General features: G+C 59.5%; 14 protein-coding genes, 1 tRNA gene and 2 pseudogenes. 3 read left to right on the top strand and 14 right to left on the bottom strand.

The genetic code is table 11. The annotated features are described in order from the left end of the window. Window positions 1-43 precede the first annotated feature (43 nt). The 4 genes from FHT77_RS16715 to FHT77_RS16700 form a co-directional block, all read right to left on the bottom strand. A complete protein-coding gene (locus FHT77_RS16715; protein ID WP_183756068.1) occupies window positions 44-772 on the bottom strand; it encodes an SDR family oxidoreductase in 729 nt (242 codons plus the stop codon). Window positions 773-790: 18 nt separating this feature from the next. After that, complete coding sequence (locus FHT77_RS16710) at window positions 791-2053, bottom strand: sugar ABC transporter permease (protein ID WP_183756067.1); 1263 nt, start codon at window positions 2051-2053, stop codon at window positions 791-793. Then, the gene (locus FHT77_RS16705; protein WP_210280939.1) at window positions 2050-2871 is read right to left on the bottom strand and encodes an ATP-binding cassette domain-containing protein; all 822 of its coding nucleotides are present in this window, start codon (window positions 2869-2871) and stop codon (window positions 2050-2052) included. Before FHT77_RS16705 ends, FHT77_RS16710 begins: the two co-directional genes overlap by 4 nt. 69 nt (window positions 2872-2940) lie before the next feature. Beyond that, window positions 2941-3987 (bottom strand): sugar ABC transporter substrate-binding protein, encoded by a 1047-nt coding sequence (locus FHT77_RS16700; protein ID WP_183756066.1) that lies wholly within the window; start codon window positions 3985-3987, stop codon window positions 2941-2943. A 261-nt stretch (window positions 3988-4248) separates the two neighbouring features. Between FHT77_RS16700 and FHT77_RS16695 the strand changes: the two genes are divergently transcribed. Next, complete coding sequence (locus FHT77_RS16695) at window positions 4249-5328, top strand: LacI family DNA-binding transcriptional regulator (protein WP_183756065.1); 1080 nt, start codon at window positions 4249-4251, stop codon at window positions 5326-5328. Between the two features lie 187 nt (window positions 5329-5515). Next, window positions 5516-5704 (top strand): annotated as a pseudogene (locus FHT77_RS16690) (AIR synthase related protein); the annotation flags it as partial. Window positions 5705-6039: 335 nt separating this feature from the next. Here FHT77_RS16690 and FHT77_RS16685 read toward each other — a convergent pair. Both FHT77_RS16685 and FHT77_RS16680 read right to left on the bottom strand, forming a co-directional pair. Further along, window positions 6040-7953, bottom strand: a complete 1914-nt coding sequence (locus tag FHT77_RS16685) for a hypothetical protein (protein WP_183756192.1) — start codon at window positions 7951-7953, stop codon at window positions 6040-6042. A 128-nt stretch (window positions 7954-8081) separates the two neighbouring features. Further along, window positions 8082-8176: transfer RNA gene (locus FHT77_RS16680), tRNA-Sec, on the bottom strand. 233 nt (window positions 8177-8409) lie between these two features. On the opposite strand from FHT77_RS16680, the gene FHT77_RS16675 reads away from it, so the two are divergent. Next, window positions 8410-8676 carry a hypothetical protein gene (locus FHT77_RS16675; RefSeq protein WP_183756064.1) on the top strand — a complete coding sequence of 89 codons (267 nt, stop codon included), beginning with the start codon at window positions 8410-8412 and terminating at the stop codon, window positions 8674-8676. A gap of 209 nt (window positions 8677-8885) precedes the next feature. Here FHT77_RS16675 and FHT77_RS31330 read toward each other — a convergent pair. From FHT77_RS31330 to FHT77_RS16640, 8 genes and pseudogenes are all read right to left on the bottom strand, one after another. Then, window positions 8886-9256 (bottom strand): annotated as a pseudogene (locus tag FHT77_RS31330) (hypothetical protein). Window positions 9257-9383: 127 nt separating this feature from the next. Further along, entirely contained in the window at window positions 9384-11489 is a 2106-nt protein-coding gene (locus FHT77_RS16670) for a beta-galactosidase (RefSeq protein ID WP_183756063.1), read from the bottom strand. 100 nt (window positions 11490-11589) lie between these two features. Beyond that, window positions 11590-12465 carry a 2-hydroxy-3-oxopropionate reductase gene (locus FHT77_RS16665; protein WP_183756062.1) on the bottom strand — a complete coding sequence of 292 codons (876 nt, stop codon included), beginning with the start codon at window positions 12463-12465 and terminating at the stop codon, window positions 11590-11592. Window positions 12466-12472: 7 nt separating this feature from the next. Next, a complete protein-coding gene (otnI, locus tag FHT77_RS16660) occupies window positions 12473-13252 on the bottom strand; it encodes a 2-oxo-tetronate isomerase (protein ID WP_183756061.1) in 780 nt (259 codons plus the stop codon). A gap of 28 nt (window positions 13253-13280) precedes the next feature. After that, a complete protein-coding gene (locus FHT77_RS16655; protein ID WP_183756060.1) occupies window positions 13281-14990 on the bottom strand; it encodes an ABC transporter ATP-binding protein in 1710 nt (569 codons plus the stop codon). Window positions 14991-15000: 10 nt separating this feature from the next. Continuing rightward, window positions 15001-16191 (bottom strand): ABC transporter permease, encoded by a 1191-nt coding sequence (locus tag FHT77_RS16650; protein ID WP_183756059.1) that lies wholly within the window; start codon window positions 16189-16191, stop codon window positions 15001-15003. 10 nt (window positions 16192-16201) lie between these two features. Continuing rightward, window positions 16202-17188 (bottom strand): ABC transporter permease, encoded by a 987-nt coding sequence (locus FHT77_RS16645; protein WP_183756058.1) that lies wholly within the window; start codon window positions 17186-17188, stop codon window positions 16202-16204. Window positions 17189-17292: 104 nt separating this feature from the next. Next, window positions 17293-19401 (bottom strand): family 10 glycosylhydrolase, encoded by a 2109-nt coding sequence (locus FHT77_RS16640; RefSeq protein ID WP_183756057.1) that lies wholly within the window; start codon window positions 19399-19401, stop codon window positions 17293-17295. Window positions 19402-19413: the final 12 nt, after the last annotated feature.

Here is a 19413-nt window from a genome sequence, read left to right as displayed (position 1 = left end):
GGGCACGAATGGCTCGTCTCCGCGTGGTCGCGGAGATCGCCCCTTAAAGGTCGACGCTGTTCGGAAGTATCACCAGATCGCGCACAGTCACGTTGCGCGGTCTGGAAAGCATGAACAGCACGCAGTCGGCGACTTCCTTCGGCTGCATAAGGCTTCCATTCGCGAGCGCCTCGTCCATCTTCGCCTTCGGCCAGTCATCGAGAAGGGCGGTGACCACCGGACCCGGGAGTACAGCGCCAACCCTTACGCCGTGTTGGGCAACCTGACGACGTGTCGAATGCACGAAGGCCTGGACCGCGAACTTTGACGCCGTATAGATCGGTTCCCATACAACCGGCACCATGCCGGCGATCGAGCTGGTGAACAGGATGTCTCCGGATTTCTGGGCAATCATGTGCGGCAGGACTGCGTGAACCGAGCGGAAGGCCGCGTTGATGTTCAGATTGAGCATCCGGTCCCAGGCATCTGGGTCGCCTTCGGCTACTTGCCCGCCGATGTAAGCACCGGCATTGGCATGGAAAATGTCGAGTCTGCCCGCTATGTCCAGGATGCGGGGCAATATTCCCGACAGCTGCTTGCCGTCGAGAAGGTCGACGACCAGCGGGAAGGCTCGTTCGCCCAACTCCTCACAGATCGCCTCAAGCCTGTCCTTGGCGCGGTCGATAAGGACGACGGTGGCACCCTCGGCGTGAAGCGTGCGGGCACATTCCAAGCCTATGCCGGACGCCGAACCGGTGATGGCAGCAACTTTGCCTTTCATGAGGTCGGTCATGCTGAAACTCCAATGATATTAGGCGCGTCCATGGCTGACGCGGGAACGACGGGCAAGCGAGTCAACGATCACGGCGGTCGCAAGAACGCCTCCGGTAATCATGTAACGCAGCGAGGAACTGAGGTTGAGCAGGGTAAGGCCGTTGGAGATCGCCTGGATGACGATGATCCCGAGCAGGGCCGAATAGGCGCTGCCACGGCCACCGAAGAGGCTGGTTCCGCCGATCACGGCTGCCGCGATGGCATTCAGGTTCACATCGCCGGTACCAGCCTGCTGACTGGACGATGCCAGGCGCGAGGCGGACAGGATCCCGCCGATGGTCGCAAGTGTCGAGCAGAGCACGAAGGCGCTCAGGTAGATACGGCGGACGTTGATGCCGGCGCGCCTTGCGGCTTCGCGATTGCCGCCAACCGCAAACATCGAGCGTCCCCACTTTGTACGGGTCAGTGCGTAGTTGAGTACAACGGCAATCGCCACGAACAGACCGAACATCCACGGGATGCCTCTGCCGAGATTGAGGTAGTATGTCGCAAATTCGAGCGCGGCCGTGAGAACGATGGCCTTGATGGCCGTTGCTGCGAACGGTTGCGACGACAGGTTGACCGCGGCGCGATGCTGACGCGTTCTGATGCCTTTCGCGATGATGGCGGCACCAGGGATCAGGGCGAGCATATAGGACAGCCAGTCCGGCATCACGAGAATCTGGCCGAAGCGGACGAGGGACGATGCGTAAGGCAGGTTGATGCTGCCGGTCGGGCCAAGGATATAGAGCTGCATTCCAAGGAGCGCCAACAGACCAGCCAGGGTGGCGACGAAACTCGGCATACCAAGCCGGTTGAACAGAACGGCATAGATGGTTCCGACCAGCGCACCGGCGACAATCGCGGCAACGATCGCGACGGCAAATGGCAAGCCGTTGTTCACCCAGAGAACACCGAGAATGGCTGACGACAATCCACTCATGGAACCGACCGACAGGTCGATCTCGCCAAGCATCAGGACGCAGACAATGCCGAGCGAGATGACGCCGACAGTCGCACAGTCAAACAGAAGGTTCACGAGGTTGTTGGGTGCCAGGAATACCGGGTTCAGAATCGAAAAGACCAGCGAGATGACGATCAATCCGACAGCGACAGGCAGCATGCCGAGGTCACCGGATTTCACGCGGTCGATGAAGGCACCGACCATCGCCATGACGCTGTCGTCATGCCGGACACGCTCATCGCCTCGGTCGAGTGCTGCGGCCGGCGCATTGATGGGGGTGGTTGGTTTCTGGCTCATGCCGGTCTCCCGCTGGTTTCCTGGGGCCCACCGGCTTTCCGCTCGATGCGGCGGGAGACGGAGTTTTCGGTCGCACCGGTGATGGCCGCCACGAGTTCATGATTGGACGCGTCGGGTGTAAAGACGCCATTGTTCCTGCCGAGCCGCAGCACGACAATCCGGTCAGCGACCGCGCGGACATCTTCCATGTTGTGGCTGATGATGATGACGCCGAGGCCACGGTCGCGGACGCGCTCGATGAGATTGAGCACCTCTGCGGTCTGCGCGACGCCGAGTGCGGCGGTCGGCTCGTCAAGCATGATGATCTTTGGATTGAGGAGGAGCGAGCGGGCGATCGCCACCGTCTGGCGCTGTCCACCCGAAAGGGATGCAATCGGTTCCCTCACCGAAGGAATGCGTGCCGCAAGCTCCCTGAGCAACGTCCAGGCGCGGACTTCCATCGCAACCTCATCGAGGCCCCAGGGTGAAAGCTCATGGCCAAGGAAGAGGTTTGCCACGACATCGAGGTTTTCGCACAGGGCGAGATCCTGAAACACGGTCGCGATGCCGAGTTCAAGCGCCGTGCCAGGGCTGTCGAGCGTAACACTCTGTCCGCAGAACTCGATCGACCCGGCGGAGGGCTGATGAACCCCGGCAAGGACCTTGACCAGCGTCGACTTGCCCGCACCGTTGTCGCCAACAAGGGCGACGACCTCACCGGCCTTCACTTCCAGTTCGATGTCGGTCAGCGCCGAGACGGCACCAAAGTGTTTCGACACGTTCTTGAGCCGGAGGATGGGTTGTCCTCGCTCCGGCATATTGCTTGCTGTGGTGCTCATGGCTGAAGCCCTTTGTGCTTCCAGAAAAGTCCGGCCGCACATCGTGCGACCGGAATGACAAGGCGGTTCTTACTTGAGGATGCCGAGCTTCTTGCAGCCTTCCGCATATTCACCGGTGCAGATCTGCTCTGGTGTCTGGATCTTCTTGTCGAAGATCTCGGCCTTGATGTTCTCGGCGGTTACGACCGCTGGAATGAAGAGCTGCGACGGCGTGTTATAAAGCGTGGTCTTGGCTTCCGGCTTTTCACCCTTGAGCATCTGGACTGCGACGTTGGCTGCTGCCGCGGCAACCACTTCGGAAGGCTTGGAGATCGTATTATACTGGTCACCGGAGATGACGAGCTGCAGTGCTGCGATCGTCGCGTCGTTGCCTGTCACCGGCGGTACAGGATTGACACCAGCTGCCTTGAATGCGGCAATGGCGCCGCCGGCGGTGCCGTCATTTGCTGCCACAACACCCTTGATGTCGCCACCGAAGCGGGTGATCTGGCCTGCGGCCCATTCCTGAGCCTTCGGCGGAGCCCATTCCGGGGTGTCGTACTCAGCCAGCGTCTTGTAGGTAGATTCCTTCAGGCCACGGTGAATGCCGTCGCGGATCAGACCCGCTGCCGCATCGGTCGGCGATCCGTTGATTTCAAGGACCCCCGCGCCATCTGCCACGCCAGTTGCCTTAAGATGTTCGACGAGAGACTTGGCGATTGCATAACCGATACCTTCGTTGTCGAAGGAGACGTAGAAGTCGGCAGGCTTGTCAGGAACCGGGCGGTCGTAGGCGATTACCTTGACACCCTGGGACTGGGCGAGTTCGACGAGGCCAGCCGCGGCGGCTGAATCGACCGGGTCAAGAACGACGACCTTGGCTCCCTGGGCGATTACCGAGTTGAACTGCTGCTGCTGGAGCGACGCATCGGCATTGGCATTCTGGTAGACGACCGTGCACTTGGGGCAAAGCTTCTCCATCTCCGCCTTGAAGCCCGGGAAATCGTGCTGCTCGTAGCGCGTCGACGCCTGGTCCGGCATCAGGAACGCCACAGTTGACGCTTCCTGCGCTGATGCTGCAGCGGCAGTGCCAAGGGCAATGGCGGCCGAGGCCAAAAGCAAATTAAAAGACTTCATTCTCTCCTCCTACGTTTAAATGACGACAAAAACAGGCTGAGGCATTGTCGACGGTCGCCGCGAATTCACCATGGGGCGCACGGCAGGCCATGGACGCCAGATCACGAGATTCGATGTTGCGGCTTCTTTAGAGCATTACCCTCCCGCGCCGGACTCCCGCCGGCTTGCTTCATCGATTGCACCTCTTTGCTCAATCGATGAAGCAACAATTGCCACCTCTTCATAAAGGTGTCAAGGTGGCGGCGAAATGGAGATTGAAATTTGACTCGCCCAAAGCAGGCCAAGCGCACCACCATCTACGATCTTGCGAGCCTCGCAGGAACGTCGGCGAGCGCTGTCAGTGCGGTTCTTAACGGGAACTGGAAGAAGCGGCGTATCAGCAGTCAACTCGCCGAGAAAATTACACGCCTGGCCGAGGAGCAGGGTTATGCGACCAACATGCAGGCAAGCCTTCTTCGGCGTGACAAGTCGCACATCATTGGAATGATCGTTCCGAAATACGACAATCGGTACTTCGGTTCGATCGTCGAAAGTTTTGAGGACATGGCGCGTGCTCGCGGGCTGTTTCCGATTATTACCTGCACGCGGCGCGATCCGCAGCTCGAGGTCGAGGCAGCGCGCACCATGCTCTCCTATCAGGTGGACTGCCTGATCTCGACGGGTGCGACGGATCCAGACCGGATCACCGAAATGTGTTCGGCGGCGGGTGTTCGCAGCATCAACCTCGATCTGCCCGGCACTCTGGCGCCATCCGTGATATCGGACAATTTTGAAGGCGCACGGGAACTGACCCGAAAAATCCTGCTGAACTGCGAGCGCCAGCTAAACGAGAAGAACCCGCTCCTGTTCATCGGCGGCCGTGGCAGCGATCACAATACGGCCGAACGTATTCGAGGCTTCCGACAGGCCCATTCCGAAATGGGTGTTTCCGTCAGCGAGGAGAATATCCTGCCTTGCGGATATGCGCCCGAGAAGGCGGAAAAGGCGCTTGATGAGCTAGTCGCCCGCGGCGTTTTGCCGGCTAAAGGCATGTTCGTCAATTCTACGATCTCGCTCGAAGGCGTGATGCGGTGGCTGCGACGGGCCGGGCCGATCGACCGCCAGGATGTCGTCATCGGCTGCTTCGACTGGGATCCGTTTGCAGCCCTTCTCGGGCATCACATCGAAATGGTGCGGCAAAACGTGCCGGCCATGCTCGAAAAAATGTTCGAAATGATCGAGGCGGGGCAAACGAAGCCGGTTGTGGTGCAAGTGCCGCCGATCATGCCGGACGAAGAGGGGCCGCTGGTTTCGCGGGAAGAGGCGTTGAAGGCGCAGACGGCCTATAGGAACGCTGGCTAACGCCACGCAGCTCCGGATTTGGTTCTCGCCTCCTTTGATTAATCCCTTTGAAAACGGCATTCCGACCGATTCTGGCCCGAAGAGGCAGATCGCCTGAAGGTCGGGCGCGCAAAAAAGACGGACTGGGCTTTTTCGTCCGTTTTCGGCGCTACGTCCTTTTGTAACGCAGCCATTCGCCCAGTTCCCGGTCGGCGATGGAATGGCGGATGATGCTGCCGTATGGCAGGTCGACGAGGACACCTGCATCGTCACGACGACCGATTTCTTCATGCCGGTTGTCGATGATCCTTGTTGATTTCGGACGCATGCAGCGACGACCGCAATTTCCGACGTTTATGCCATGGGCGGCAAGCCCATCCTCGCACTGGCAATCCTCGAGATTGCATGGGCGGTCCGAAATTTACAGTCCTCCAGCGTCATGACCTTCGTTGGGCGCCGTCCTGATCCATCTCGATGCGCCCGTCGAGGAACGTAACGCTGCGGCGATGCCATGGCCTCGAATATCGGCAACCGTGAACAGGACCTCTCTTGAAGAGAGACTTGGCCGTGAAGCGAATACGGTAGCAGTTTTCAAATGCGGCGTGATCAAGAGACCACCAGAACTTTGGTCCGTCAGGGAGGAAGACGTCACTGCTTCCAATCCTCAGCGACGTTAAAGCGGCTAAACAAGCACCTCCTGTCGCGCAAACTGCCATTCTGAAGGTTTTGCTATTAGAATCCCGCCTTCTTCAGGCCCTCACGATAGAGATCCTTGTGCCATTGCTCCTTGCTCGGGACCGCAGAAAGCCATCGGTCGACATCAAAGTCTGGATTGGCTTCGCGAAATCTCCGTACGTGGAGCCGCGCCTTTTCCTGATTGTCCAACATCGCCCAGCTTGCGGCAGAAAGCCTGTCAGCCAGGTTGGGGTCGGCCATTTGACCGATGTAATCCAGTGCCCGGTTGAAATCGGCGAGGGCATAACTCGCCCCTGCAGCCGTCCAGAGGTAGGTGTCGGGGCTGAGGGGGTTGAGCTCGATTGCTCGCTCGATCTTCTGCAACGCCATCGCAGGTAGGGAGCAATGGACGAGCGTGTCAGCGTAGTCGGCGATGACGTCGGCATAGTGCGGCCCACAGGTTTCCGCCAATTCCATTGCTTCGGCGCTTTCGTCGAACTGCCCCTTTAGCAATCTGGCGACGCCCAACTCGCGGTAAGCGTCAGCGAAGTCGGAACGCGTCCGGCCTGCTTGCTTCGCTAATGTTTCGGCCGTGTTCAGCAGTTCGATATCACCTCGCGCTGTCAACAGCCATTCCTTCGAATAGGTCCGCGCCATTGAACTTAGCGCTGGCGCGAAGTTCGGGCTCACGTTCAGCGCCGCTTTCATCTCTGCACGCGCACGCCGCAAGTTCGGAAGCGTCAAGCGCACCAGGTGGCGCCTGCCAACCAGATATCGATGATAGGCTACTGGACTGAGATTGTCTCGCAGGCTTTCATATCGTTCTATTTCTCTGCAAACAGACAGCGCAACCTGTCGGGTAACCGCCCTTCTGTCCTTGGCAAGAGCCATGTGGTGGAGGCTGAAACGCTCCGCCCATATGACCTGGTGCTGGTCAAAGTAGATGAGCTGGACGAACAGTGTGGCGTCGTCCGTGTCGCCGCTGGTGCTGGTGTCAAGGACGTAGTTAACGCGATGTCGCGCACAAAAATCTGACTGTGTCCTTGCATCCTTGCCCACTTGAGCTGCTGAGTAAGGCGCAATCACCTGAACGCTGTCGAAGGCGCAGAAACCAATCGTGATGTCCTCGATGAGTGATCCAGCAAGTTGCCACGCAGTTGACTGCACGGATTGACTCCGGGGTGGCAGCAACATCAGGCGGGGGACCGCGGCTACCACGTCTTCGCTCGCAGATGTAACGTCGTCTGAAGGCACGGCCGGTTGAGTTGACGATGTCAACACGTCGCCGTCAGATCTCAGGCGGCTACTCTTCAATGAAAGGGCAATCTGACGACGTTCGACATCCTTTCTAAGGGATGCCACGTGTTCTTCAGCGTCGAGGATCTGTAAAATAAAGCGCTTTGTCTCTGGATTGTGTGGATCCAGCCAGGAGAGTGTCGTCGCCGCTCGTCGCAAGATATCGGGCGCTTCTTTTCCTTTTGGCAGCTTTGAGGCGTCTCTCAACGTCTCCTTGAGAAGGCATGCATGATAATTCTCCCGCTCGGCGAACCACCTTCTAAATTCCTGGCTCGCACTTTGAGAGGTCCCCAAAAATGGCTGGCTGAGAAGTTTCAAAAGGTCCTGGAGGAACGCGACTGGCTCGCGCTCCGCTCCACCGGCTTCGAGGAGGAGGTCCGAGCACAAAGCCTGTCGGTTAATCGAGAGCAGTCCGTTTTCAGAGGACAGTATTACGGTGCCCAGTTCATTCTGACGCGCCATAATTCTGGAGACCGCCTTTCTCAGCGTAGTACGCGCGACGTCGTCATCTGCGTCGCCCCATAGAAAGCGTGCTATTGCCGGACGATCTGCCTGGCCCTGATCGGACGTGAGCAAGTATACGAAGAGCAGCAATCCTTTTTCGGGAAACACGACGGTATCGCCATTTCGGTCGAGTAGCTGCAGCCGGCCAAAAGTCCTCAAAAAAAACGTCATGCCGCCGACCTTCATATTGGATTCATTTGCTTTACAACAGACTGTCCGAATGTTCTGTGCGGATCAACACGCATCTCTACTTGCCGGAAGAGCCTGTTGTCGCCCGCAAGGTGTCCCCGCATCTGCGATGGCGGAACAGGATGGAGTCGAGCCCACCCGAGACAGCCTCGCTGCCCCACCCGGATTTGAAGTCCGGACGCCCCACCGAGGACGGTTCTCGTCCTTAACTGCTGACTGACCGAGCTTCTGGAGGTCGAGCCTGTGCGGGGCGGCCCTCTCATGGAAGACGCCATCATGGAAAGCTGCGACTTCCTGACCGCATAGGCGGTTCCCTCACACGGGATCTAATTCCAGAAATCTCCGGTGGACGAGCGAATGATCACGGTGGAATATATGACGCGTGATCGAACGAGCTTTAGCGAACGAATGCCGGTGTCCGCATGAAAGGAGCGAATCATGAAACTGATCATCCGTACCACCATATTATCGGTGTTGGCATGGGCCGCTCACGGTGCGGAGCCATACACCTTGACTTCGGCAGAAAGCAAGATCGCCGAACTCGGCGCGACAAACTTTGCCCAAGCATCGAACTCCTCTTTCATTTCATGTTCCAATCTCTGCACAAGCGATGACCATCACGTCGCGTGTACCATAGCCGACAAGGCCGGTGCACGGTCCGAAGTGCAATGCTCATACAAGTCAGAGGGCTGCAAGAAGCAGTGAAAAACCACGGGCCATTTGGGGGCATTTACGGCTACTCGTTCGCTGCTACGTCTTTGGACATACGCCATAACCAACGCGGTCCGGCAAGGCGGCGTCGGGCGCGACTGATCGTGACGGACGAACGCACTGCCGCTGGTCTCCTAAAGCAGGGCGATCATTCCCGCAAACACCGTTCCTGCGCCGATCCACGCACCAAATGCGGGTCTCTCTCATGTGACTGCCCATATCATCGGAAGCACGGGGACTGGCGTCGTCGCCGGTGTGCCCAACAGATCGACCGGGCGTCGCTGCTCCAGCCTGTCGACGATCTTTCCAGCCATCGTTCGGCTTCGCCAAGTGATCCGAAAACATCCATTGCCTTTGCAAGAATCTTGGCAAACCTCCATGCCCGCCCGCGTTTCTCCCGGCTTAGCAGCTGCGGAGGGGCGTCCCTTCGGGGGTGCCTTACAGCCCGTCAAGGAGAAGATCGTGTGCGTCGAGGGCGTTGCGAAACTTTCGCGGCAGAATCCTCGCTGCCACAAAGAAGCCTCACGACTTTCTGCAGGGCCCCGTAATCGTTATTTCGAGCGATCCTTGCCATGAATGATCGACCTCCGCGTCATCGTCGGCATGTGTCGTCTGCCCTTTTTCAAGAAATCGAGCCGGCAACAGGCGAAGAGAACGGGGCGAGCCGCTGGCTACCGGTTCGCCCCGCATCCGTTCGATGACTAGCCGATCTGCAGGATGACGACGTCACGGGCCGGGACTTCGACCTTGCCGCCCTGGTAGTGATGGCCGGGCGGCCAGGATGCAGCCTTTGCGCCTTGAATGCACCCATGGGCCTCGGCAAGCCTGACCTCCGTCATTTGTGTTTCCCGCGTGGGGTTGACGAGCCACACGAAGCTGCCGTTTTCGCCCTTGTGTACCCGGGCGAAAAGGGCGGTATTGGACAATGCGGCGTGACGCTCGATGCTCGTCCAGTCGATCAGCGCCCCGAAGAACGCCCGGTTGGCCTTTCCGTTGGTCGTGAAGTAACCAACCGACGGATTTGTGCCGATCAGGAGTGTGCGCCCTTCGCCATAGCCATTCTCGACAACCGCCAGGCGGCCGTCGTCGAACGTCCCGCGTGCTTTTCCCCTGGTTACTTCATAGGACTGGAGCATGCCCCCGCCCTGGACGTCGCGGCCGCCAAAATTGAAGCGGATCCGGTCACCGATGTCGGGCATGTATTCGACATCGACCTGACGGGCCCCGAACATCACATCGAGCCCGAGGTTCGGCTGTTGCTGACCGACATGGCCGCGGTCGCCGAAATATCCGGGGCATGCCTCGCAGATCAACGTTCCGCCATTTTCGACCCAGGTCTTCAACCGGTCCGCCTGTTCCGACGTAAACATGATCGGGTAGGGGAAGTAGAGCACACGATAGCTGTCGATGTCATCGATATGCACCCAGTCAGGCTGAACGCCCTGGTCAAGGAACGCCCTGTAGGCACCCCACATGGCATCCTTGTAGGGTTTCTCCTTTCGGTCGTGGTTGAGAAGATAGTCCCATTCCTGCGTCTCGCGCACGACGATGATCCCGATTTCTCCGCGAACGGGCTTTGCCGCCCAGAGGTTTGCCTGGGCAGGATCATTGGCCCACTTGCCGAGCGACGCCTGCATCTCCGATCGCGGCGTACGCGAGCCGTCCATGCCGTACGCACCAAAGGCCCCAAACAGAGGTCCGTCGAGCAATGGCCTGTAGCGCAGGTTCATCATCCCGCGTGCGCCCCCGGCAAGCGACATCAGGCTCCAGATCCGGATGTCTTCCGGCTCGGCGACACGTCCGTCCTCCTTGTCACGCCCGATCACCTGGGGCTGCAGCCAAAGAGGGCCTGCCTGACGTTCTGCATGCCAGAATGGTTTTCCGCGTGCCGCAGCACGATTGATGTCGACGCCGTACCAAGTTTTCCACGGCTCCGTGCCTTTCCGTGCCTGGATCCATGTATAGCCGTAGAGCTCAACCTTTGACGCTGCCAGCCAATCGTCGCAGCCATGCGCGGCCATGTCGGGTATGGCACCCGAGACGCCGTGCGCGGCAATCAGGCACTTGCTGTCGACTGACCGGATCGTGTCGATGCGCCACTGCATCTGCTCATAGAAGTTCTCACGCTTGAACTGCAGCCAGTCGATGCACTCAGGATAGGCTGCCATCTGGACGGGGGGCTCGATATCGTCCCATTCCGCATAGCTGTAGCGATACCATGCCTTGGCCAATGCCTTTAGGTTCCCGTACTTCGCCTTGAGCCACGTCCTGAAGGCAGCCTTCGTATAGCTGCTATAGTCGACGTCCTCTGCGTAGTTGCATTCGTTCCAGATATCATAGCCGTAGAGCGCCGGATGATCCTTGTAGCGCTTGGCCATTGCCGTCAGAAACCGGCCGGCCGCCTCGCGCACCTCCGGGCAGTTCAGGGTCAGAACGCCACCACCATTCTTGCCAAAACCGCCTGTCGCTGACGACACACCCATGTTTGAACTGAGCTTCCTGCCATCTGACGTGATCTGGATCGCATGGGCATATTTGCGGACCGCCCAGTCAGGAACGGTCTGTGTCATCTCGGCAATGATGGTCCTTATTCCTTTTTTTGCGGCAAGATCGAGCTGCCGGTCATATTCTTCCCAGTCGTAGACGCCGGGTGCCGTCTCGATCGCGCCCCACATGAACCAGTGGCGGAAAACGTTCAGGCCGTCTTCGGCCGCGACGCCATAGTCGCGGTCCCAATGCTCCTGCGGGGGATTTGATTTTCGGAAGTAAACGGCCCCGTAGGGAAACTGTATGTCATCACGTACCATTCTATGGTCCTCCAAGATTTGGGAAATACCAGACATGGCTTCGCCGTCCGACGTGTCGGCGCCGGTTGTTGAGGCATCAGCCGAGCGTCAGGGGATAAGGTTAGCGGGCGCCTCCGGAGAGCCGTTCGAGTGTCTTGATCAGCGCGGAATGGTCACGCTCGCCGTCTCCCGAGGCAACCGCGGCATTCATGAGCTGCTGCGTCGCCGCAGTGTTTGGCAGAGCGAGATCCAGCGCACGCGCAGCGTCCACCGCCAGCGTCATGTCCTTTCGGTGCAAGCGGATCCGAAAGCCTGGATCGAATGTCTCCTTGACCATGCGCTCGCCGTGCACTTCGAGGATCCGGGAAGAGGCAAATCCGCCCATCAGCGCCTCGCGCACCTTGGCGGGATCTGCGCCTGCTCGTTTCGAAAACAGGAGCGCTTCCGATACGGCCTCGATTGTCAGCCCGACAATGATCTGGTTGGCGACCTTTGCGGTTTGACCGTCACCGACACCGCCGACAAGGGTGATGTTCTTGCCCATCTTCTCGAGAAGTGGTCTTGCCCGTCCGAAGGCCTGTTCCTTGCCGCCGACCATGATCGTCAACGAGGCCGCCCGGGCGCCAACTTCGCCTCCCGATACCGGCGCGTCCAGATAGTCACAGTCGAGCGCTTCAACGCGCCTGGTAAAATCCTTCGTGGCGACCGGCGAAATCGAACTCATGTCGATGACCAGCTTGCCCGCCGAAAGACCCGAGGCGACGCCATTCTCGCCAAAAAGGACGGCTTCGACATCCGGGGTATCCGGCAGCATCAGAATGACGATGTCTGAGGTCTCGGCCACTGCCTTGGCGCTGTCGATCGCTTTGCCGCCCTTCTTGACGAGATACTCCGAGGCCTCCTTTACACGGCTGAGGTTGAGCTGATGGCCCGCGTCGATCAGGTGTTCTGCCATCGGACGTCCCATGACGCCCAGTCCGATAAAACCAATGTTCATGTCACGCTCACCTCCGATAGGGGTTCATCCAGCCGAGGCCTTTGCTGGTGCTGGATTTCGGTTTGTATTCGCAGCCGACCCAGCCGTCGTAGCCAAGCCGGTCAAGCTCGGAGAAGATGAAGGGGTAGTTGATCTCGCCGGTGCCGGGCTCGTTTCGTCCCGGATTGTCTGCGATCTGCACATGGGCAATCCTGTCCTCCAGTCGCGCGAAGGTCTCGATCAGGTCGCCCTGCATGATCTGCATGTGGTAGAAGTCGTACTGGATGTAGAGATTGTCCGAACCGACCTTGTCGAGGATCTGTTCGGCGTGATCCGTCGTCGACAGGAAGAAGCCCGGGATGTCACGCAGATTGACCGGCTCGATCAGCAACCGGATCCCTGCATCCGCTGATCGAGCCGACGCGTATTTGAGATTTTCGACGAGAACCTCCTCCAGGCTGCCGAGGTCGGCACCTGGTGGGACAAGGCCGGAAATGACGTTCAGCTGTTGGCAGGAAAGCGCCGTCGCATAGTCGATCGCCTGGGCGACACCGGCCCGAAATTCCTCGACGCGATCGGGCAGGCAGGCAATCCCGCGTTCGCCGCCCGCCCAATCGCCGGAAGGGACATTGAAGAGCGCCTGTTTCAGTCCGCTTGATGTCAGCGCCTCGGCCACCTTCTCCTTGGGTTCAGCGTAGGGGCCGAGATATTCGAGTGCACCGAACCCGTCCTTGGCGGCTGCCTCGAACCGATCGAGGAAAGGCAGCTCCTGGTATAGAAATGAAAGATTGGCAGAGAATTTTGGCACGTGTTTTCCTTCCTGTGCATTGGCCGGCCTATGCATTGGCCGGCGCAACGAAACGCTGACGGTGCATGAGACGCTTGTCGCGCGGATCGGGGTTGGGAACGGCTGAGATCAGGCTTCTCGTGTAGGCCTCGCGCGGGGCCGTGCAGATCTGGGCGGCGTCACCCAGTTCGACGATCTTGCCGCGATGCATGACTGCGACCCGGTCGCAGAAATATCGGACCACCGAGATGTCGTGCGAGATGAAAAGGAAACTCAAGCCAAGGCGCTGGCGGATGTCGAGCAGGAGATCGAGGATCTGGCTGCGGATCGATACGTCGAGCGCAGCGGTCGCCTCGTCGGCAATGATGATCTTCGGATCAAGAGCCAGCGCCCGGGCAATGCAGATCCTCTGGCGCTGCCCGCCCGAAAACGCATGCGGATAGCGCTCCATCGCCAGTGGATCGAGGCCGACGAGGCGCATCAGTTCGGCAACGCGCTCCTCCAGGGCCTTGCCCTTTGCAAGGCCATTGAGGACGAGCGGGTCGCCGATCACCTCTTTTACGGTCATGCGCGGATTGAGCGAGGCGAACGGGTCCTGAAAGACCAGCCGCACCTCGCGATGGAAGGCACGGAGATCCCTTTTCCCGAGCGTTGTGACATCGGTTTCCTGGCCGTCCTTTCCCCGGAAGATCACGGAGCCGGTCGTCGGCTCCACTGTCCTCAGGATCAGCCGTCCGAGTGTTGTCTTGCCGGAGCCACTTTCACCAACAATGCCGAGGTTTTCCCCGGGATAGAGGTCAAAGCTCGCATCGTCGACCGCCTTGAGAGTATTGGTCGTACCGTGCCAGCCGAAGACCTTGCTCAGATTGCGCACGGAAAGGACGGGGGCGGGCGATGCGTTGGCTGCGGCCGTGGCAGGCACGACGCCTTCGACGTGATGTGTGAGCTTTACCGTCGAGGCAAGAAGCTGGCGGGTATAGGAATGCTGCGGATCATGAAAGATCGCATCGACGGTGCCAGCCTCAACGACCCGCCCGAAGCGCATCACGGCCACCTCATCGGCCACCTCCGCCACAACGCCCATGTCGTGTGTGATGAGAAGCATCGCCATTCCGCGTTCGATCTGAAGGCGCTTGATGAGGTCGAGGATCTCTGCCTGGGTGGTCACGTCGAGCGCTGTCGTCGGCTCATCGGCAATCAGGATGTCCGGGTTTGCCGCCAGCGCCATAGCGATCATCGCCCGCTGTCGCATGCCGCCTGAGAATTCGAAGGTGTAGCGATCGCCCATGGTCTCGGGACTTGGAATCTCGACCTGGCGCAAAAGGTCGATCATGCGCGCTCGCGCTGCCTTCCTGTCGAGATCGCTGTGCAGTCTTATCGCCTCCACGATCTGCGAGCCGATGGTGTGGACGGGTGACAGGGAACTCATAGGCTCCTGGAAGATCAGGCCGATGCGCTTGCCGCGAATGGCACGCATTGCCCGGCTGGTCGGTGAAAGTGCGGCGATATCGGTCTCGCCAGATGCTTGCTTGAGGACGATGCGACCCGCGACAATGCGACCGGGCCGGTCGACGATCTGGAGAAGCGACCGCGCTGTCACGCTCTTGCCCGATCCGCTTTCTCCCACAAGGCACAGTGTCTTGCCACGGCGCAGCTGAAAGCTGACCCTTTCGACGGCATGCAGGATATGGGTGCGAAGGCTGAAGTCGATCGACAGGTTTTCGACACTGAGGACGACGTCGTCGGTTTTGTCGGTCATGGCTTCCTCCTCAATTGTCGTAGGGATCGGCCGCATCACGCAGTCCGTCGCCGAAGAAGTTGAACGAAAGAACGGCGACCACCACCGCCAGCGAGGGCCAGATCAGCAGCCACGGAGCAGTCGCTACCGTGCGGATGTTCTGTGCATCCTGGAGCAGGACACCCCAACTGACGACCGGTGCCTTCAAACCGATACCAAGGAACGACAGGGATGTCTCGGCAACGATCATCGTTGGCACCGCCAGCGTGACGACCGCAAGAATGTGGCTCGTCAGCGAGGGAAGGATATGCCGAAAGATCAGCCGCATCTCGCTGGAGCCATCGAGTTTGGCCGCCGTTACGAAATCCTCGCTTCGAAGCGCCAGAAAACGGCCACGCACCTCGCGGGCAAGTGACGTCCAACCGAGCAGGGAGACGATGACGGTGATGACGAAATAGACGCTGATAGGTGACCATGTCAGAGGGATGGCAGCGGCCAGCCCCAGCCACAGCGGGATCGTCGGCATTGCGCTGATGACTTCGATGACCCGCTGGATCGCCGTGTCCACCCATCCGCCGTAAAAGCCGGATATCGAACCGATAACAACCCCGAGGACGAGGGACATTGCCACGCCGACAAGACCGATCGACATCGAGATGCGCGTGCCATAGACGAGCCTGGAGAAGACATCGCGGCCGAGACGGTCCGCTCCCAGCAGATACATCGGGTCGTTCGGATTGATCGGTCCGATGAAATGCGTGGTGGACGGAATGAGGTTCCAGAGCCTGTAGGCCGGACCTTTCACGAAGAACCCGATCGGGACAACCTTGGTGTCATCGGTCACAAAGGTACGACGCAGTGCCACCTTGTCGATTTCGATCTTGTAGCCCTTCACGTGGAGATTGAAATCGGAACTGCCGTCGGGATTGGTGACGAAGAACCGGATCGCTTGCGGTGGAGCATAGGTGTACTGGGGCTTTGCGGTCGCCGGCAACGCCGGCGCCAGGAACTCTGCGAAGACGGCGACCAGATAAAGCAGCGCAATGATCGCGCCCGCGACCATGGCAACCTTCTGACGGACCAGTTTGCCGAAGACCAGCCGCCACGGGCCGACCGTCGCGGTCGACACGGCACGCCCCTGTTTGAGCGGGCTGATCGAGGGACCCTCCAGAGCGGCCTGCGGGTGAACCTCGTTCACGGAAATATTCTTGTTCGCGGTCATGGCAGCCTCCTCAGTTGAACCGGATGCGTGGATCGAGGAGAGCAAGCAGCAAATCGGAGAGCAGGACGCCCACCAATGTCAGCGCCGACAAAAGCAATATGAAGCTACCTGCGAGGTACATGTCCTGCGAGACGAGGGCGCGGAACAGGAGCGGGCCTGCCGTCGGCAAGTTGAGCACGATCGCAATGATCGTGACGCCGGAGACAAGATGCGGCAGGACCCATCCGATCGCCGAGACGAACGGGTTCAACGCGATGCGGACGGGATATTTCAAAATGACCTTGTATTCGGGAAGACCCTTGGCGCGCGCCGTCACGACGTAGGGTTTGTGCAACTCGTCGGTCAGGTTTGCGCGCAGGATACGGATCAGGGCGGCGGTACCGGAGGCGCCGATGATGATGATGGGAATCCACAGGTGATTGAGGAAGTCGATGGCCTTTGCAAATGACCATGGCGCCTCGGCAAATTCAGGGGAATTCAGTCCTCCGACGCTCTGGCCGAGGAAACGGTAAGCGACATACATCAATGCCAAGGCAAGGATGAAGTTGGGGATCGCCAGGCCGATGAAGCCGAGAAAGGTGAAGACGTGGTCGCCGACGGAGTGACGACGGACCGCCGAATATATCCCGATTGGCAGGGCAACGATCCACACGAAGATGAGGCTGAGCAGCGAAATCACCAGCGTGGAGCCCATCCGCGCCCAGATCAGTCCTGAAACGGGCTGGTTCCATTCGAAGGACCATCCGAAGTCACCGCGGCTCACGATCCCCCACATCCACTTGAGGTATTGGATGTAGAACGGGTCATCAAAGCCGTAGATTTCCTTCAACCTGGCGATCTGGCCCGGATCGACGGCCTGGCCGCTTTCGCTCATGGTGGCGATCATCGAGGTCAGGTAGTCGCCCGGCGGCAGCTGGATGATCATGAAGGAGATCAGGGACATGCCGATCAAGGTCGGGATCATGTAAAGGATGCGCTTCAAAATGTAGGCAAGCATGAGATTGTCTCTCCTCCCTCGAGACAGGCGTCTACAGGCGCCTGTTGCCAGGTCTTCTCTTCGCTCCGGCTTCCTCCAAGCCGGGGCGAAGAATCGTACTGCCATTATTTCCAGGTGACGTGCAGCACTTCTAGCCGGTCGATCGCCGCAACATCGATTTCTGCGCGACCTTCCTTGATGTTGAAGGGTGCAGCGCGATCGGCCAGGACGAGCCACGCCTTCGCAACAGACTTTCCATCCGGGATCTCCAACGAAACCGTCTGCGCGGGGAGCGGGTAGTTCTCACGAACCGGCCCCTTCATCATCATCGGATTTGTCAGGTTGAGCATGGACAGCGCCACGCCGTCAGCGTTCTCTCTCAGTGCAAGATCAAGGATCCCTGGACCTTTCACGGTGACGCGCGGGGCCTTGCCGAGCGCCCAGCGGACGGCATTTGCGATCAGCCGTCCGTGGTCGGCAGCCATGACCTCCCAGAAGATCTCGCCAATGTTCCATGGGACGAAAACCGCGCGGCCGCCCGTGCCGGTCTCGCGTGCGATGACGCCGGCACCCTTTGGCTCGTGCCTCGGATAGACTTCCTCCATCGGAAGATCCGGGAAGTCAGGCACATAGAGGAAGGGCGTAGTGGCATCGCCCTTGACATCGACATCGATGAGGCGCGTTCCCCCCATGATCCGTTCGGCGCCATCATAGCCTTCATTGAGCGGATGACTTGCCGACAGTGCGACATAGGTGTTCTTGACGATGCCGCGAGGTCCGGCAACGAATGTCGCTCCAAACACGTCAGAAAGTCCGAAGTTCTTTCGCAGCTTGCCGTTCTCGTCCCTGAGCGAGGTCTCAAAGGCGCCAACGACGCTGCCACCGCGACCGACATATTGCCGGATAGCCTCGATCTGCGCGTCGGACAGGCATGCCGCGTTGGCAAGCACAATGACCTTGAAGCGATCAAGGTTCTCTTTTGTCAGGACCTGGTCGGACAGGAGCTCGAAGGGCAGGCGCGCCTCGACGAGCGCGTGGTAGAAGCCGAGATCGTGTTTCTCGCCGTTGTTTCGCTCTTCGGGAGCCCAGTGGCGAAGCGTCGTCGACGGATCGATCACCGCGATCTCGGCGGTCGGCGTCGTCGCCTCGAAAACCGGTTCGACGGCAGCCTGAAGGTGGAAGGAGTCTGCGATCGGCTCCACCCAGCGCTTGTCCGGCACGACGCCGTTGAACTTGGTGAACCAGGCATAGAGCCCATGCGCCGTGCCGTCGTTCACCCAGAGCTGCATTTCCTCCGGGGCTGTCACGGCATCCTTCCAGCGATATTCCTCCTCCGGTCCGATCGAGGTAATGAGCACGACGGGGCGGTCGGGGAAGGTGGCGCGGATCCGCTTGCCATTGCGGCCGGCCGACCAGCCAAGTTCGACGCCGCGGCGCCCCTGATGGTCGACGACGAGGAACGGGCAATGCTTCTTGATGACCTCGAGATCGAATTCCATCAGTGACGATCCCGCCATGTTCGGAATGAAGCTCGCATGGGGCTTGATCGCCTTCACGGCATCATCCCACTGGGCGATGATATCCGTCAGGACGCGTCTGCGCCATTGCAGCCATGCCTGCCAGGCCGGATCCTGGGCGTCTGCCTTGACGGGCAGGGCGTGGCCGAACATGTTCTTGAAGCTGCGGGCGCTGTCCTGGCTGTAATCGACCCCATGCCCCTGCCAGCGATTGGCGAAGATCGCGTCGATATCATATTTGCGGACAATCTCCTTGACGACCTCGGGCATGAAGACGGTGTTGTATTCGCCGTAGGCGTTGGTGACCCAGATGCCGGGATAGGCCCAGTGCTCGCGGGGCGTCCCATCGGCGTTGACCATCACCCATTCCGGATGCGCCTTGGCCGCGTCAGCGTGGATTGCGTGCGGGTCGACGCGGGCCATGACATGCATGTCGAGCTTGCGCGCGGCATCGACAAGGGCACCGAAAATGTCGCTGTCTCCGAGGTGCTGCGAGACGTAGTGGTAGGGGATTTCGCTCGGATAAAAGGCGATGTAGCCGCCAGCGCTAAGGCAGACTGCATTGGACTTGGTACGCTTGAACACGTCTATCCAGAACGCCGGGTCGTAGCGGACGGGGTCGTCTTCAACGAAGGTCAACTGCGTCCAGCGTGTCGCGGTCTTGTACCACTCCGGCGTTCTCAGAGTGTCTATGTTCTGTCGTCTTGCTTCAAGCATATCCAAGATCCG

Source organism: Rhizobium sp. BK181 (genome assembly GCF_014193305.1).
Classification (GTDB): domain Bacteria; phylum Pseudomonadota; class Alphaproteobacteria; order Rhizobiales; family Rhizobiaceae; genus Rhizobium.
The sequence above is the reverse complement of the archived record's forward strand: the minus strand, read 5'-3'. Positions and strand labels throughout refer to the sequence as shown.